Source organism: Pseudomonas sp. LBUM1661 (genome assembly GCF_059695925.1).
This window is the reverse complement of record NZ_CP166794.1, coordinates 5,418,458-5,433,829: the sequence shown is the minus strand read 5'-3', so window position 1 is coordinate 5,433,829 and position 15,372 is coordinate 5,418,458. Positions and strand designations below refer to the sequence as shown.

Genomic DNA, 15,372 nt, shown 5'->3' with positions numbered 1-15,372 from the left:
GCGGTCACGTGTGGGAGCCGGTACTGTCACCACCATTGCGGGCGATGTGAACCCAATTCCCCAGCCGGTATCGCCCACTGCAACGGCGTTCCGGTGATTTTCAGCGGTACCTGCAACCGATGGGCCGGTCCCCAAGGCGTTTGCTCAACCAACAGCCCTTGATCGTTGTCATCCTCTGCACGCAACGGATCGCGGGTGCCGGGTCCATTTTCAATCAGCAACTTCGCCGTCCGTGCCAGCGACAACCGCGCCGATCCACCGCGACCGCTGTTCAACCGCTCTGCCAGCAACTTGATCGCACTGGCGGCCATCAAATACCCGGTGGCGTGATCCAGCGCTTGCAACGGCAAGGGTGTCGGTTTATCCGCGTGCTGCCAGTGCATGCCGGCTTCGGCAATCCCGCTGCTCATTTGCACCAGGCTGTCGAAGCCACGGCGGTTCTGCCATGGGCCGCTCCAGCCGTAGGCGTTCAGGCACACGTCAATCAGGCCGGGAGCCATGTGCTGGCGATCGGCGACGCCGTAACCCAGGCGCTCCAGTGCATCGGCGCGGTAGCCGTGGAGCAAAATGTCGGCGTCCTTGAGCAGGCTTTCGAACAGGACACGATCGGCCTGGTCGTGAAGGTCGAGGCGCGCACAGCGTTTACCCAGCGTCACTTCAGGCACCACGCCCGGTTCGTTCCAGGTCGGCGGGTCGATACGCAACACATCAGCGCCAAGCCCGGCGAGGAAGCGGCTGGCGACGGGGCCGGCCAGTACGCGGGTCAAATCCAGCACCTTGATCCCGGCCAATGGTTGCGCCACCGAACCCTGCCACGGCTTTGCATTCTGGCTGTTGTTGGCGGCGAACTGAATCAGCGGTTCGGCGTTCACGGCCTGACCCTGGGGATGGACTTGCCATTGTTGCCAGCTGCGCATCTCAGCGGCGCAGCCACCGGCTTCGACCACGGCGTGTTCCAGATCGCTCTTCGCCCATTGCGCCACTTTGCTCGCCATCGCCGAGCGGTCGGCACAGGGGCCTAGAACCGTTTCGGCGGCGGCCCGGTGGTGCGGCGCGTTGGTGTGCAGGCGGATCCAGCCGTCCTTGGTCGCATAGTCACCCGCGACCGGGTCCCACAGCGGCGGCACGCTCCAGCCCACCGGGCGGATCGAAGTGGCGAACCAGAACGAAGCCAGGCGTCGGTCCACTTCAAGGTTGGGCAGGCGACCGGTGTGCTGATGGAGCAATTCGCTGATGGCCTGGCCGGCGGCGGCAATGCTGGCGCAGGCCAGGTCAGTGACGGCAAACGCCGAGGGCAGGGCGCCGATCGCGGTGAACGGGATGGCGGTGTTGGGCAAGCCGAGTGCGGCTTGAATGGACGTGAGTAAATCAGTCATCGAAGGCCCTCCGGAATGAGGGCTCGATCATAGATCAAAATAGATGACAGGCCGGATGAAACCTGTGGGAGCGAGCCTGCTCGCGAAGGCGGTGTGTCAGGCAACCTCTTTGTTGAATGTGACATTGCCTTCGCGAGCAGGCTCGCTCCCACAGGGGATCTGTGGTGCGATCTTAAACCCGGAACTGATCCATCAATTTCATTTGCTGGGTGGTCAGGGAATTGAGGTGGCTGCAGATCTGCGCTGATTCGGTGGCTTGGCCCGTCAGGGTTTCGGTAACGGTACGGATCGCCGAGACGTTGCGGTTGACCTCTTCGGCCACGGCGCTTTGCTGTTCGGCGGCGCTGGCGATTTGCAGGTTCATGTCGCTGATCACGGTGACCGCGTCGCTGATTTTGCTCAAGGCCTGGACCGCTTGTTGGATCTGCCCGGCGTTGCTGTGGGCCTGGGTCTGGCTCGAATGCATGGTCGCGACCACGCCACGGGTGCCGGTCTGGATGCGTTCGATCACGATGCGGATTTCCTCCACCGAATCTTGCGTGCGTTTGGCCAGGTTGCGCACCTCATCGGCAACTACCGCAAACCCGCGGCCGCTCTCGCCGGCACGGGCGGCTTCGATCGCGGCGTTGAGCGCCAGCAGGTTGGTCTGCTCGGCGATGCTGCGGATCACTTCCAGCACCGAACCGATCTGCTCGCTGTTGACCGCCAGCGCTTCGACTTCGGTCACGGCTTTGCTGACTTCGTCGGCCAATTGATTGATGTCGCGGGTGCTGCGCTCGATGATCGACATGCCATCGCGGGCCGACTGGTCGGCACCCTTGGCGGCATTGGCCGCGTTCGAGGCACTGTTGGCAACGTCGTGGGCGGTGGCGCTCATTTCGTTGGAGGCGGTGGCGACCTGGTCGATTTCGCGGAACTGCACCTGCATGCCTTCGCTGGTCTGGCGGGCGATTTCCGAAGACTGGTCGGCGGTGCCACGGGCGTCGGTGATGCTTTGCTTGATCTGCGCAATGGTCGGTTGCAGCTTGTCGAGGAAACGATTGAACCAGCTGACCAGTTCGCCCAATTCGTCTTTCTTGCTGTAGTGCAAACGTTGGGTCAGGTCGCCGTCGCCACTGGCAATCGCCTTGAGCATCTCGGCCACGCTGTTGATAGGACGGGTCACGCCGGAGGCGGTGAGCCAGATCAGCAACAGACCGACCAGGCCGGCTATAACCGCCACCAACACCGCTTTGATCGTGCCGCTTTGCTGAGCGTCATCGAGTACGGTTTGCAGTTTGACCGAGTCAGCCAGCAGCACTTGTTTCGGCAGGTCGATTACTACAGCCCAGGCTTTGGAGTCGGCAATCGGGCTGACCGGGTATACCGCGCGGATCAAGTCGCCTTGCTCGAGGATTTTCGGTGTACCACCGCTGAGCAATTGCAGGACATCCTTGCCGTCTGCGCCCAGGGTGTCCCCGATGCTTTTACCGACTTTGCTCGCGTCGACACTGTAACCGGCGAGCACGCCGCTGCCGGAGACGATCAGCATGTGCCCGGCGTTGTTGAACAGGTCGCGTTGGGAGTCCACCGCTGCCGCTTGCAGGGCGTCGAGGGCGATGTCCACGCCGACCACACCGATGGATTTTCCGTCCACCAGCAACGGTACGGAAATGGTCGTCATCAGCATTTCCTTGCCGCCGACGGTGTCGGCATACGGGTCGAGCAGGCAGGTACGCTTGCTGTCGCGAGGGCAGGTGTACCAGCTGTTATAGGGTGTACCGCTGAGGCTCAGGGTGGTTTTGGTCATGTCGTCTTCGACCATGATCGTGTTGATCCCGGTACCGCCGGCACGGCTCCAGTAACTGGCGAAACGTCCGGCTTCATTGGACTGGCGCGCCGCGTCGTTGGCGAACTCGCTGTCCTTGCCATCCAGGCCATTGGGCTCGAACGCCAGCCAGATCCCCAGCACTTTGCTGTTGCGTTCAAAGGCGGTTTTCAGGCTCTGGTTCAACTCTTCACGCAGGGCACCGGCCTCAAGCGAACGCTTGGCGGCCAGGGTGCGCATGTCCTTGATCTGATCGGCCAGCGCGGTCACCACCAGCAGGCTTTCACCGAAGGTCTTCTGCACCCGCACGGCTTGCTCGGCAGCCTTGGCCTGGAGCAGGTCCTGCACACTGGCGGTGAGCATCTTGCTGCTGGACGCACTGACCAGTTCATCGTTCTGATTGGTTTGGTAGATGTTCATGCCGACGATCAGCGCGACCACGCCAAGCAGGCACAGACCGGACAACAGGACTATTTTCAGGCGGATGGAAAGAGAGTCGAACATAGGGCGAACTCGCGAATGGATGAGGTGTTGGCTGTGAGTCGGGGTCGACCCGGTTCGCCAAATCCATTCAGCGCCATTCAATGCACATCGGCGTGGGCAGACATTGCATGAATGGCCTGCCGACCAGCGGTAGCAGGTGAACGTTTGCGCAGGTAAATACCCTGAAAAGGACAGGAATTCAGGAGATTTCCGGCACCGATTCCGGTCGCGACCACATCCACAGATTCCCCAGGCTCATGCCCGTGATGGCCAGGTAAATCGGCCAGCCATGATCGAGCATCACCAGCATCAAGCCTGCGCACATCAGCATGCTGACGGTGGCGCTGACCTTGGCCCGGCGCGCGATGATTTTGCCGTTGCGCCAGTTGCTGAGGATCGGGCCAAACAGCCGATGGTTTTCCAGCCAGGCACTCAGGCGCGGTGAACTCTTGGTCGCGGCCCAAGCGGCCAACAGAATGAACTCGGTGGTCGGCAGGCCGGGGATGACGATGGCGATCAAGCCGATGCCCAGGCTGACGTAGGCCAGCAGGCCGAAGAGGATACGGGTGATCTTGGAGGTGGCTGGTTGAGGCATGGGCTCAAGGGAACGGGTGTGAGGCGGATCGGAATCTTACAGGCTTGCTCCGTCCCCTGTGGGAGCGGGCTTGCCCGCGACAGCGAACTACATTCAGCATCTTTTTTGAATGGTAGGCCGCCATCGCGGGCAAGCCCGCTCCCACAGGGGATTGCATTCTGTCAGGCGAGTTCTGGGGTGTAAGCCTGTTCGAGCAGAACGGTGAATCGGTTGAAGGCATCGATAGCGCCTTTATCCAACTCGGCTTCTTCTTGTGCGCTGAGTGCCAGACCATCGAGGGTTTTGACGAAGCGTTTCCAGCCTTCCGCGCGGCCACCGGCCGGTTCACCGAGGTGGCGGGCACCGAAGGTTTCGCTCAGGCCCAAACCCACGGCACGCTTGATCAAAAACGCCGCGCCGAGTTTCGAACCCTCGGACACGAACAGCCAGCCCAGCGCCTCGGCTTTGGTCGGATGCTTCACGGCACCGGCGACGGGCGCTGGCACTTCGGTGTCCAGGTCCGCGAGATCAGCCTTGGCTGCTTCAGCACGGCAGCGAGCGGGCAGGTCCGGGACGATGGCGGTCAGTTCGGCATCGTTGTACAGCGACACCAGTTCCGACTGGAACAGGTACTGCGCCACCACGAAACGAGCGAAGTTGGCCTGGGTTTCAAACGGTGCGTGGGCTTTGACCAGGGCATCGAGTCTGGTGTGTGGTTCGTTAGTGATCTGGTTCAAGCGTTGCGAACGCAGAGCAGGGCGTTGAGCAGTGTCCTGAGTGGTCATGTGAAATCCTTGAGAAAAAGAGGCGCTTGGTAACGAGACGAATGGCGAGGCGCCGGACAGTAAAAAATCCTCACGGCACAGCTTCTGTCGCGCAGTGCCGTGAGGTGGACAGGATCAGATATCCCACACCAGATTGACCGCGAAGTTACGGCCCGGTTGAGTCAGGCGATCGAGGTTGGCCGGTTGCGTTACCGAAGCTTCGCCGACGCTGTCGTAACCGCGCACGTCATCCCACTGCCAGTATTTCTTGTTGGTCAGGTTGTAGAGACCCGCGTTGACGGTCACGTCGTCGGTGACCTTGTAGAAACCGGCCAGGTCGAGCACGCCATAACCCGGGGTCTTGAACTGGGTGCTGGTGCCATCCGGGGTTTTGAAGCTGGTGCTGTCGACGCGGGTCTTGCGCTTGACCAGTGTCCAGCTCAACAGGGCGCCGTAGTTGTCCTGGTCATAACCCAGACCGAACACGCCGGTCAGCGGGTTTATGCTGTTCAGCGGCTGGCCGCTGTCATCGTTACGCCCATACAGGTACGCCACCGAGCCTTGGGTATAGAGACCGGTTGGGGCTCCGAGGCTGTCCAGGTTCAGGCGACCCTTGAGCTCCACGCCCTTGATGGTGGCATGCTTGATGTTGTTGCTCTGGAACGTGGTCTCGGTGTAGCCGGGCGTGATGGCGTTCTCGTCGATGAAGTCGCGGTATTTGTTGTAGAACACGGCGACATCGAAGGTGCCCGCTTCGAATTGGCCGCGCAAGCCGGTTTCATAGCTCTTGCTCTTTTCCGGTTCCAGGTCCGGATTCGGTGCGACCTGATAGCCGCCGGCCAGGTTTTCGAAGCGGCCGTACAGGGCTTTGGCGGTTGGCGTGCGGAAGCCTTCGGCGTACTGGCCATACCAGGTGTAGTGGTCGTTGAAACTGTAGGTGGTGCCGAATTTTGGCGACAGACGATGCCAGGTCTTGGTGTCGTCATTCACTTCACCGTTACCGCTCTGGTCGGCGGTGACCAGGAACTCATCCGTGATGTGTGGCTTGAGCTGGGTGTAGTCGTAGCGTACGCCGGGCAGGAAGGTCCAGTTGTTCCAGCTGATCTGGTCCTGGGCGAACAGGCTGTAGGTGTTGATGGTCGGATCCGGGAAGTCGCTGGCCGGGGTCAGGGTGTCGGTGGCGCTGGCGGCACCAATAGCCCGGCAGGCGCCGAACACGGTCAGGCAGGTGCCATTGCCGGTCCGCAGACCGGTGACTTTGTCTTGCTTGATGGTGGTGCCGTAGGTCACGAGGTGGTCGGTGGAGGAAATGGCAAACGATTTGTCAGCCTGGGCATCGAACACCCATTGGCGATCCTTGTAGGTGGTGTCGCGGTTGCGCAGCACCGTGCGCGACGGCGCGTAGATTTCTTCGGTGCTCTGGTCGGTCTTGGCGATCTGATAGTTCAGCGTCCACTTGATGTTATCGGCCAGGGCGCTGTCCAGGCCGAAGCTGTGCTCCAGGCCAAATCGCTCGCGGGTAACCGTGTCGTTGCCGGTGCGGGATTTGTAGAAGCCGAAACCGCGTCCCGCGTTGAACGGGCCGCCCACTGCGCTGAGCTGGTTGGTGTCGCGGTCGTCCTTGTAGTGCTCGTAGGTCAGGCCGAAGCGTGCATCGTCGGCGTAGTTCCAGCCCAGTTTGGCCAGCACGTTGGTGGTGCGCACGTCCTCGGGGTTGGCCTCTGTGCGGTTCAGGCCGGTGCCGCCGGTTTCACCGTAGGACTCTGTTTCATGACCATTGCGCTGACTCAGGTGCAGCAAGCCATCGAAGTCGCCGGTGCGTCTGGCCACGGTGCCGGACGTCAGCCAGCTATCGTCCGCCGAGCTGTAACCGGTCTTCAGGCGCGCACCGACATCCTTGCCCGGTTTAATGATGTCATCCGGGTCCAGGGTGTAGTAGCTGACCGCGCCGCCGATGGCGTTGCTGCCGTACAGCACCGACGCCGGGCCGCGGAGGATTTCCACGCGCTTGACGATTTCCGGGTCGACGTAATTGCGGTTGGTCTGGGCGTACGGGCCGTTGAAGAAGCTGTCCGGCACCTGCACGCCGTCGATCTGGGTCAACACGCGGTCACCGTCGATGCCGCGGATGTTATAGCCGGTGATGCCGGCGCGCTGACCGGCGCCGCCGACTGAAACACCCGGCTCGTAACGTACCAGATCCTTGATGCTGTTCACGTTGTTACGGTCGAGGTCTTCACGGGTGTAGACGCTGACCGTGCTCGGCACGCTGTTCACGTCCTGTTCGTTACGGGTGGCACTGATGGTCACCTGTTCCAGGTTGAGCGCGTTGCTGTTGCTGCGCTTCTCCAGCACGATGTTGTTATTGCCCAGTTTGCGATAGCTCAGGTTGGTCCCCACCAACAGGCGATCCAGGGCTTTCTCCGGCGGCAACGAACCCCGGACACCCGGTGATGCCACGCCTTGCGCCAGTTCGGCCGGCAAGCCGACTTGCCAGCCGGTTACCGCGGTAAATGCGTTGAGCGCCGAGACCAGCGACTGCTGAGGAATCGCGAACGCGTAATCGCCCATGTTGCGGGCTGGCTGCCCGGTGGCGGTGGCGGCCATGAGCGGCGCGCTGCCGGCCATCAGGATGGCGGCGGTCAGCAGCGACAGCACGCGGGAAGGTGAAGAGGCTTGGCGGGTAAGGCGAGAGGACATCGATAGCGCTCCGTGTCGCACGAATCTTTATAGGTGCTGATTGGCATTTAAAGATGCGAATCAATTGCATTGGCTATAACGAGACGTACGGGCTTTGGTTATCGAGTAAAAATAATTCTCATCTAGGGGGCGTTCTCAATTAGTTTCCCCGCCGCGCCGGGTCTGCTGTTGTGCAGGGCAAGGCGCGAGAAGCGTGGTTTGGTCATCCCAAATAAGCTTCGAGCAACGCAGCCCTGCGCAACAGCAGGCCCGGCCCTTCGGGTTGTGCCTTGAAGCGGGCCAGGCTGCGTTGCAGGCCTTGGAAAGGGAACAACCATTCCCGGCGGCCTGCGCCTTGCCTGGCCCGCTTTAAGGCGACAACGCGGCGGGGAAACTAATTGAGAACGCCCCCTAGTTCAGGATCACCAACGCCGGGAACTCCTGGAGCCGGGCCGAGGTGATATGGGCCAGCGAACGAACCACGTCCAGCGGCTGGTCGAGGCGGTAATTGCCGGTCACCGCGACGTCGGCCAACTGCTCATTATTGTTGATGATCCAGCCCGGATAGTAGCGACGCAGCTCCGCCAGCACCTGGCTGAGCGGGCAGTTTTCGAACACCAGCCGGCCCTGGACCCACGCCAGGTCGGTGGCGGCATCGAGCTTGACCGGTCGATCAAAACCGTTGGGGCCGATGCGGATGCTTTCGCCGGCAGACAATCGCACCCGCGCATCGTCGCGGGTGGCCTGCAAGTCGACGTCGCCACGCTGCACCCGAACCTGCGCCACACCATCGAGGTAACGCACCGCGAACGCGGTATCGCGTACGCTGGCCTTGACGGGGCCGGCATCGATTTCCAGCGGCTGGCCACGATTGGTCGACACCTCGAAAAACGCCTCGCCCTGGAACAAACGGGCCACGCGCTGTTGATCGTTGATGGTGCTGGAAAACGCCGAGTTGGTGTTGAGCAGCACGTGCGAACCGTCCTCCAGTTGCAGGCGCTGACGCTCACCGACCACGGTCAAATGATCCGCCTGCAGGCGCATCGGCAGATTGCTGAAACTGAACAGGCCGAGGATCAGCACGGCGGCGGTGGCCAGTGGTTTCCAGTGCGGACGCAGGCGCGACAGGACGCTCCCCTTCGACGGCTTGGCGGCCAGGCTTTGCGCACATTGCACGACTTGCGGGCCATCCCAGATCGCCTGGGCCTTGGCAAACGCCTGGGCATGCAACGGATCGGCCTCGAGCCAGGCGTGGAACTGGCGTGTCTGTTCTTCGCTCGGACTGCCCAGCACAATCAGCCAGTCCAAAGCCTGGTCCATTGCGCTTGCGGGGTCCCGCGCCGGGGAGGGCGGAGGGGAGCGGTGGGTGTCCGTCACGGTGTTTCCTCGGCAGTGTCTGTGCACGGCTGTTTTTTTTGTGGAGCTCGAAAGTGCAGCAAGGGTAGCAAAGCCCCGGGGACTCAGTCGCCGTTTAGCCGCTCGGCGACGCCAATGCAGATCGCCATGATCAGCTTCAGCTCTTTTTGCACGGTACTCAACGACACGCCGAGCTTCTCGGCAATCTCCAGGTAGCTGTGTCCGTGCAGACGACTGAGGATGAAAATTTGCTGCTGACGGGCGCTGAGTTCATTGAGGCTCACGTTCAAACGCTCCAGCAACTGTTCGGCATGGGCAGCCTCCTCGGCACTGCTGGCAGGCGCGGCGATGCTTTCCACCACGTCCGTCGGAACGTCATCGAGCATCGTTCGCGACTGAATGCGCCGCGCACGCAAATGGTCCAGCGCCAGGTTGCGCGCCGTCTGGAAAACGAAGGGTTCAAGGTGATCGATGGCCCGCTCACTGAGCGCCCGCGTTACGCGCAGGTAGGTTTCCTGCAAGAGGTCTTCGGCGGTGCTGTGATTGTTGACCATCCGCTCCAATGTGCGCAGCAGCGAAACTCGCTGGGCGATAAAGACGTGATTGAAGCGCGATTGACTCACGGGAGAACCTGATCCATTTTGAGCGAATGATAATGCTTATCATCTGCGTGGGCGATCAAGCACTAGTTTGTAAGCGTCGTCATACGTTCGGAGCGGGAGGACGCTGAAAGAGCGCTGCCCGTTTTGCGGGGACTTGCGCAGTTCTCAGCCATTGCATGGCTGCAAATGTCAGATATTTCAGAGACTGGCGTAGGCGCAATCCCAAACGCTTCCTGGCCCCTTAGACAGTTCTGGATGACTGCTATACCCCTGTTGATACTTTGTTTTTCAGCGTGGTTTTTTGACAGGGACATCAAGTGATGGCACTCAATGAGTGGTTTGATGGGCAGTCCCGGGATTGGGGGTGGCTGGCGAGCATCGACCCTCACTCAATCGAAATACTGGTGAAACATTGGCGCGAACGTCTGCTTGTCGGGAAACGACCGCAACAGGCGCTGTACCGTTTCCACGACAATCGGGTGTTGGCGCGAGCACTGGCTCATCTTCCGGAGTCGGCGTACCCCGACTATCTGGGGCCGATCATCAGTGCCTGTTACTGGCAGGGCGAGCACTGGACGTCAATAGAGAATCCGGCGCCGGGCGAATACCCGGTTCCCGACTCTGCGCCATGGCTGGATATCCCGGCGCCGGTCGACTAGGAGCGGGCGATCCTGTTGGCTAATGTCGGTCAGTACCTGTTGGCCGAGCACAGTGAGGACCTTGCCCGATTGCCGGCAGACCTGTCGCCGAGGGCCTGGCTGATGGAACAACTCGACCTCGCACAGCGGTGGGGATGGCAGACGCCGGAGCAGCTGCATTTTCTGGTGGTCGAGCGCCTGCGGGAGATGCACACGCCCGGTATCAAAAACTGGGCCCCGAGGCCTGAAGAACACGCGCAGGCTCATTTTGAGCGCCTGCGCGGCGAGTGACTCGCCGAGATCAAAACCTGATCGTACTAACAGCGTCCCGACAGATAGGTCGCGTAATCCGGGATGCGGTGTGGGTGAGCCTGTTCCATCAACGGACTGCTGAGCAGGTAGTCGGCGCTGCACTCGTTGCACGCCACCGGGATGTTCCACACCGCCGCGACTCGCAGCAATGCCTTGATATCCGGGTCGTGGGGCTGTGGTTCGAACGGGTCCCAGAAGAACACCAACATGTCGACCCGCTGCTCGGCGATTCGCGCGCCGAGTTGCTGGTCGCCGCCCAGTGGGCCGCTGATCATGCTTTCCACCGGCAGGTCCAGGCGTTGTTGCAACAGCAGCCCGGTGGTGCCAGTGGCGACCAGTTCATGTTGCGCGAGTTTGTCTTTCTGCCGCTCGGCCCAGTCCAGCAAAAACACTTTGCAGTGGTCGTGGGCCACCAGGGCGATACGCTTGCGCGCCGCGATGGTTTTTTGGGTAAAGCTGATACCGATCATCGGTGACTGCTCCTGAAATGGCGCGCACCTTGTAGGAGCGAGCTTGCTCGCGAAGGTCGTTAACAATGACAAGGGTCGCCTGAGTGAGCGCGGGGCCCTTGCATCCTTCGCGAGCAAGCTCGCTCCGACAAGAAGTGGGACGTGCTGCTTATTCCGCGTTGCACAGCGCCAGGCAGTTATCGAGCATCCGGTTGGAGAAGCCCCATTCATTGTCGTACCAGGCCAGTACCTTGAGCAGCTTGCCGCTGGACTTGGTGTGGTTGGCGTCGAAGATCGACGACAGCGGGTTGTGGTTGAAGTCGCTGGAAACCAGCGGCAGGGTGTTGTAGCCCAGAATCTTCGAATGCTGGCTGGCTTCTTTCAGCAGCGCATTCACTTCATCGGCCGACGCTTCACGCTTGAGCTGCACGGTCAGGTCTACCAGCGACACGTTGATCACCGGAACACGCACCGCCATGCCGGTCAATTTACCGGCCAGTTCCGGCAGCACCAGGCCCACCGCTTCAGCGGCGCCGGTCTTGCTCGGGATCATGTTCTGGGTGGCCGAACGGGCACGGTACGGGTCGGTGTGGTAGACGTCGGTCAGGTTCTGATCGTTGGTGTAGGCGTGGATAGTGGTCATCAAACCGCTTTCGATGCCCAGCTCGCGGTGCAGCACCTGAGCCACCGGGGCCAGGCAGTTGGTGGTGCACGACGCGTTGGAAATAATATGGTGGGACTGGCGCAGGATGTCGTGGTTCACCCCATAAACCACGGTGGCGTCGGCGCCTTTGGCCGGGGCCGAGATGATGACTTTGCGCGCGCCGGCCGTAATATGCGCGGCGGCTTTGGCCCGGTCGGTGAACAGACCGGTGCATTCGAACACGACATCAATTTTTTCCGCGGCCCAGGGCAGGTCGGCCGGATTGCGAATGGCGCTGACCGAAATACGGTCGCCGTTGACGGTCAGGCTTTCCTGATCGTGCTGGACATCGGCGTCGAACGTGCCGTGAACAGTGTCGTATTTGAGCAGATGAGCGTTGATCGAACTGTCACCCAAGTCGTTGATGGCGACAATCTGCAGATCCTGGCGATAGCCTTGGGTATACAGTGCCCGCAGGACGTTGCGGCCAATTCGGCCAAAACCATTGATTGCGATTCGAAGAGTCATTTAACTGGGCCGCCGTCGTTTTGTTGTTGGAATTACAAGATTATTCGCAAAAAAATAGAAAACAAGCCTTTTTAATGGCAATATTTTGTTCAATCTACAACGAGTGACCTGAATCAACTGGTCCGACCGATCAAGAAAACCGTCTGTCATCCCATCGACACCGGCTCTTGATCAGCATAGACAATCAGGTCGCCACATCCGTTAGCCTGGAGTTCTACACATGCATCCCCGCGTCCTTGAGGTCACCGAACGGCTTATCGCCCGCAGCCGCGCCACGCGTGAGGCTTACCTTGCACTGATTCGCGGTGCAGCCAGCGACGGGCCGATGCGCGGCAAGCTGCAATGCGCCAACTTCGCCCATGGCGTGGCCGGCTGCGGCACCGACGACAAGAACAGTTTGCGGATGATGAACTCCGCCAACATTGCAATTGTTTCGTCATATAACGACATGCTCTCGGCGCATCAGCCGTACGAAGTCTTCCCGGAACAGATCAAAAAAGCCCTGCGTGAAATCGGCTCCGTCGGCCAGTTCGCCGGTGGCACCCCGGCCATGTGCGATGGCGTGACCCAGGGCGAGCCGGGCATGGAACTGAGCCTGCCGAGCCGTGAAGTGATTGCGCTGTCCACCGCCGTGGCGTTGTCCCACAACATGTTCGATGGCGCGTTGATGCTCGGCATCTGCGACAAGATCGTCCCGGGCCTGATGATGGGCGCGTTGCGTTTCGGTCATCTGCCGACCATCTTCGTGCCGGGCGGGCCGATGGTCTCGGGCATTTCCAACAAGCAGAAAGCCGACGTGCGCCAACGTTACGCCGAAGGCAAGGCCAGCCGTGAAGAGCTGCTGGAATCGGAAATGAAGTCCTACCACAGCCCCGGTACCTGCACTTTTTACGGCACCGCCAACACCAACCAGTTGTTGATGGAAGTCATGGGCCTGCATTTGCCGGGCGCGTCTTTCGTCAACCCGAACACGCCATTGCGCGATGCCTTGACCCGCGAAGCGGCGCATCAGGTGACGCGCCTGACCAAGCAGAGCGGCGACTTCATGCCGATCGGCGAAATCGTCGACGAGCGCTCGCTGGTCAACTCCATCGTGGCGCTGCACGCCACTGGCGGCTCGACCAACCACACCCTGCACATGCCAGCCATCGCCATGGCGGCGGGCATCCAATTGACCTGGCAGGACATGGCCGACCTCTCCGAGGTGGTGCCGACCCTGAGCCACGTCTACCCGAACGGCAAGGCCGACATCAACCACTTCCAGGCGGCGGGCGGCATGTCGTTCCTGATCCGCGAATTGCTCGAAGCCGGGCTGCTCCACGAAAACGTCAACACGGTGCTCGGCCACGGCCTCAGCCGCTACACCCTGGAACCGTTCCTCGACAACGGCGAACTGGTCTGGCGCGAAGGCCCGACCGAAAGCCTCGACGAAACCATTCTGCGTCCAGTCGCTCGGGCATTCTCGCCAGAGGGTGGCTTGCGCGTGATGGAAGGCAACCTCGGTCGCGGGGTGATGAAAGTGTCGGCCGTCGCGTTGGAAAACCAGATCGTCGAAGCACCGGCCATGGTGTTCCAGGATCAGCAGGATTTGGCCGACGCGTTCAAGGCCGGTTTGCTGGAGAAGGATTTTGTCGCGGTGATGCGCTTCCAGGGCCCGCGTTCCAATGGCATGCCGGAACTGCACAAGATGACGCCGTTCCTCGGTGTGCTGCAGGATCGCGGCTTCAAGGTGGCGCTGGTCACGGACGGGCGTATGTCCGGCGCGTCGGGGAAAATCCCGGCGGCGATTCACGTCAGCCCCGAAGCGTATGTGGGCGGCGCTTTGGCGCGGGTGCAAGAGGGCGATATCATCCGCGTCGATGGCGTCAAAGGCACCTTGGAGCTTAAGGTGGACGCCGAAGAATTCGCAGCGCGCACGCCGGCCAAGGGCTTGTTGGCCAATAACATCGGCAGCGGGCGCGAACTGTTTGGTTTCATGCGCATGGCCTTCAGCTCCGCAGAGCAGGGCGCCAGCGCCTTTACTTCTGCCCTGGAGACGCTTAATTGAAACTGGCTTTGGTCGGTGACATCGGTGGGACCAACGCACGTTTCGCGTTGTGGAAAAACCAGCAGCTGGAATCGGTCCAGGTGCTGGCGACGGCAGATCACACCAGCCCGGAGGAGGCCATTGGCGTCTACCTCAGCGGCTTGGGGCTGAAACCCGGCGACATCGGTTCGGTGTGCCTGTCGGTGGCCGGCCCGGTGGGGGGCGATGAATTCAAGTTCACCAACAATCACTGGCGCCTCAGCCGCAAGGGGTTTTGCCGGACCTTGCAGGTGGATCAGTTGCTGCTGGTCAACGACTTCTCGGCGATGGCGCTGGGCATGACCCGTTTGCAACCGGGCGAGTTTCGCGTGGTGTGCGAAGGCACGCCGGAACCGTTGCGGCCGGCGGTGGTGATCGGTCCGGGCACTGGACTTGGCGTCGGTACCTTGCTCGATCTGGGTGAGGGCCGTTTCGCTGCATTGCCGGGTGAGGGCGGTCACGTCGATTTGCCGCTGAGCAGTCCACGGGAAACGCAACTGTGGCAGCACATCTTCAATGAGATTGGCCATGTCAGCGCCGAAACCGCGTTGAGTGGCAGCGGCTTGCCGCGTGTCTATCGGGCGATCTGCACGGTGGATGGGCATGAGCCGGTTCTCGACACGCCGGAAGCGATCACCGCTGCCGGGCTGGCGGGCGACCCGATTGCCCTGGAAGTGCTTGAGCAGTTCTGCTGCTGGCTCGGTCGCGTGGCCGGCAACAACGTGCTGACCACCGGTGGGCGCGGTGGCGTGTACATTGTGGGCGGGGTGATTCCACGGTTTGCCGATTTCTTCCTCGAAAGCGGTTTTGCCCGGTGCTTCGCCGACAAGGGCTGCATGAGCGATTACTTCAAGGGGATTCCGGTGTGGCTGGTGACAGCGCCATATTCCGGATTGATGGGCGCAGGGGTAGCGCTGGAGCAATCCATCCCGGCCTGAAATGCGATCAAATGTGGGAGCGGGCTTGCTCGCGAAAGCGCTGTGTCAGTCAACGAATGTGTTGAATGTAAAACCGCTTTCGCGAGCAAGCCCGCTCCCACATTGGTTTGTGGTGTTTGTAGATTCAGTGCTTAAGGCATAATCCGCCCAATTCAAAT

The 15,372-nt window shown here is 61.1% G+C and carries 12 protein-coding genes and 2 pseudogenes; 4 read left to right on the top strand and 10 right to left on the bottom strand.

All coding sequences use genetic code 11. The annotated features are described in order from the left end of the window. Nucleotides 1-26: 26 nt before the first annotated feature. From ACA057_RS24925 to ACA057_RS24890, 8 genes and pseudogenes are all read right to left on the bottom strand, one after another. The gene (locus tag ACA057_RS24925) at nt 27-1,376 is read right to left on the bottom strand and encodes a CoA transferase (protein ID WP_497343189.1); all 1,350 of its coding nucleotides are present in this window, start codon (nt 1,374-1,376) and stop codon (nt 27-29) included. Between the two features lie 172 nt (nt 1,377-1,548). Next, a pseudogene (locus ACA057_RS24920) lies at nt 1,549-2,076 on the bottom strand (methyl-accepting chemotaxis protein); the annotation flags it as partial. Nucleotides 2,077-2,406: 330 nt separating this feature from the next. After that, nucleotides 2,407-3,423, bottom strand: a pseudogene (locus tag ACA057_RS24915) (methyl-accepting chemotaxis protein); the annotation flags it as partial. Between the two features lie 442 nt (nt 3,424-3,865). Further along, complete coding sequence (locus ACA057_RS24910; protein WP_497343187.1) at nt 3,866-4,261, bottom strand: YbaN family protein; 396 nt, start codon at nt 4,259-4,261, stop codon at nt 3,866-3,868. A gap of 161 nt (nt 4,262-4,422) precedes the next feature. Then, nucleotides 4,423-5,025 carry a biliverdin-producing heme oxygenase gene (locus tag ACA057_RS24905; RefSeq protein WP_497343185.1) on the bottom strand — a complete coding sequence of 201 codons (603 nt, stop codon included), beginning with the start codon at nt 5,023-5,025 and terminating at the stop codon, nt 4,423-4,425. A 114-nt stretch (nt 5,026-5,139) separates the two neighbouring features. Further along, entirely contained in the window at nt 5,140-7,704 is a 2,565-nt protein-coding gene (locus ACA057_RS24900) for a TonB-dependent receptor (protein WP_497343183.1), read from the bottom strand. 390 nt (nt 7,705-8,094) lie between these two features. Continuing rightward, complete coding sequence (locus ACA057_RS24895; RefSeq protein ID WP_497343181.1) at nt 8,095-9,060, bottom strand: FecR family protein; 966 nt, start codon at nt 9,058-9,060, stop codon at nt 8,095-8,097. 83 nt (nt 9,061-9,143) lie between these two features. Further along, nucleotides 9,144-9,662 (bottom strand): RNA polymerase sigma factor, encoded by a 519-nt coding sequence (locus tag ACA057_RS24890; RefSeq protein ID WP_497343179.1) that lies wholly within the window; start codon nt 9,660-9,662, stop codon nt 9,144-9,146. Between the two features lie 299 nt (nt 9,663-9,961). Between ACA057_RS24890 and ACA057_RS24885 the strand changes: the two genes are divergently transcribed. Both ACA057_RS24885 and ACA057_RS24880 read left to right on the top strand, forming a co-directional pair. After that, nucleotides 9,962-10,300 carry a DUF4123 domain-containing protein gene (locus tag ACA057_RS24885; RefSeq protein ID WP_497343177.1) on the top strand — a complete coding sequence of 113 codons (339 nt, stop codon included), beginning with the start codon at nt 9,962-9,964 and terminating at the stop codon, nt 10,298-10,300. 15 nt (nt 10,301-10,315) lie between these two features. Next, nucleotides 10,316-10,570 (top strand): hypothetical protein, encoded by a 255-nt coding sequence (locus ACA057_RS24880; protein ID WP_497343175.1) that lies wholly within the window; start codon nt 10,316-10,318, stop codon nt 10,568-10,570. Nucleotides 10,571-10,596: 26 nt separating this feature from the next. On the opposite strand, the gene ACA057_RS24875 is transcribed toward ACA057_RS24880, so the two are convergent. Both ACA057_RS24875 and gap read right to left on the bottom strand, forming a co-directional pair. Further along, on the bottom strand, nt 10,597-11,061 hold the full coding sequence (locus tag ACA057_RS24875; RefSeq protein WP_497343173.1) for a methylglyoxal synthase: 465 nt from the start codon (nt 11,059-11,061) through the stop codon (nt 10,597-10,599). Nucleotides 11,062-11,209: 148 nt separating this feature from the next. Continuing rightward, nucleotides 11,210-12,211: a type I glyceraldehyde-3-phosphate dehydrogenase gene (gene gap, locus ACA057_RS24870; protein ID WP_497343171.1), complete on the bottom strand. Its 1,002-nt coding sequence runs from the start codon at nt 12,209-12,211 to the stop codon at nt 11,210-11,212. Nucleotides 12,212-12,431: 220 nt separating this feature from the next. Here gap and edd point away from each other — a divergent pair, with 220 nt between their 5' ends. Further along, nucleotides 12,432-14,258, top strand: coding sequence for a phosphogluconate dehydratase (gene edd / locus ACA057_RS24865; protein ID WP_401364415.1), 1,827 nt, complete (start codon nt 12,432-12,434; stop codon nt 14,256-14,258). Further along, nucleotides 14,255-15,214, top strand: coding sequence for a glucokinase (locus tag ACA057_RS24860; protein ID WP_497343169.1), 960 nt, complete (start codon nt 14,255-14,257; stop codon nt 15,212-15,214). Before edd ends, ACA057_RS24860 begins: the two co-directional genes overlap by 4 nt. Nucleotides 15,215-15,372: the final 158 nt, after the last annotated feature.

Excerpts from the sequence above, each read along its gene's own strand:
- ACA057_RS24925 (WP_497343189.1), bottom strand. The coding sequence starts at position 1,376 with ATGACTGATTTACTCACGTCCATTCAAGCCGCACTCGGCTTGCCCAAC.
- ACA057_RS24910 (WP_497343187.1), bottom strand. The coding sequence starts at position 4,261 with ATGCCTCAACCAGCCACCTCCAAGATCACCCGTATCCTCTTCGGCCTG.
- ACA057_RS24905 (WP_497343185.1), bottom strand. The coding sequence starts at position 5,025 with ATGACCACTCAGGACACTGCTCAACGCCCTGCTCTGCGTTCGCAACGC.
- ACA057_RS24900 (WP_497343183.1), bottom strand. The coding sequence starts at position 7,704 with ATGTCCTCTCGCCTTACCCGCCAAGCCTCTTCACCTTCCCGCGTGCTG.
- ACA057_RS24885 (WP_497343177.1), top strand. The coding sequence starts at position 9,962 with ATGGCACTCAATGAGTGGTTTGATGGGCAGTCCCGGGATTGGGGGTGG.
- ACA057_RS24875 (WP_497343173.1), bottom strand. The coding sequence starts at position 11,061 with ATGATCGGTATCAGCTTTACCCAAAAAACCATCGCGGCGCGCAAGCGT.
- gap (WP_497343171.1), bottom strand. The coding sequence starts at position 12,211 with ATGACTCTTCGAATCGCAATCAATGGTTTTGGCCGAATTGGCCGCAAC.
- edd (WP_401364415.1), top strand. The coding sequence starts at position 12,432 with ATGCATCCCCGCGTCCTTGAGGTCACCGAACGGCTTATCGCCCGCAGC.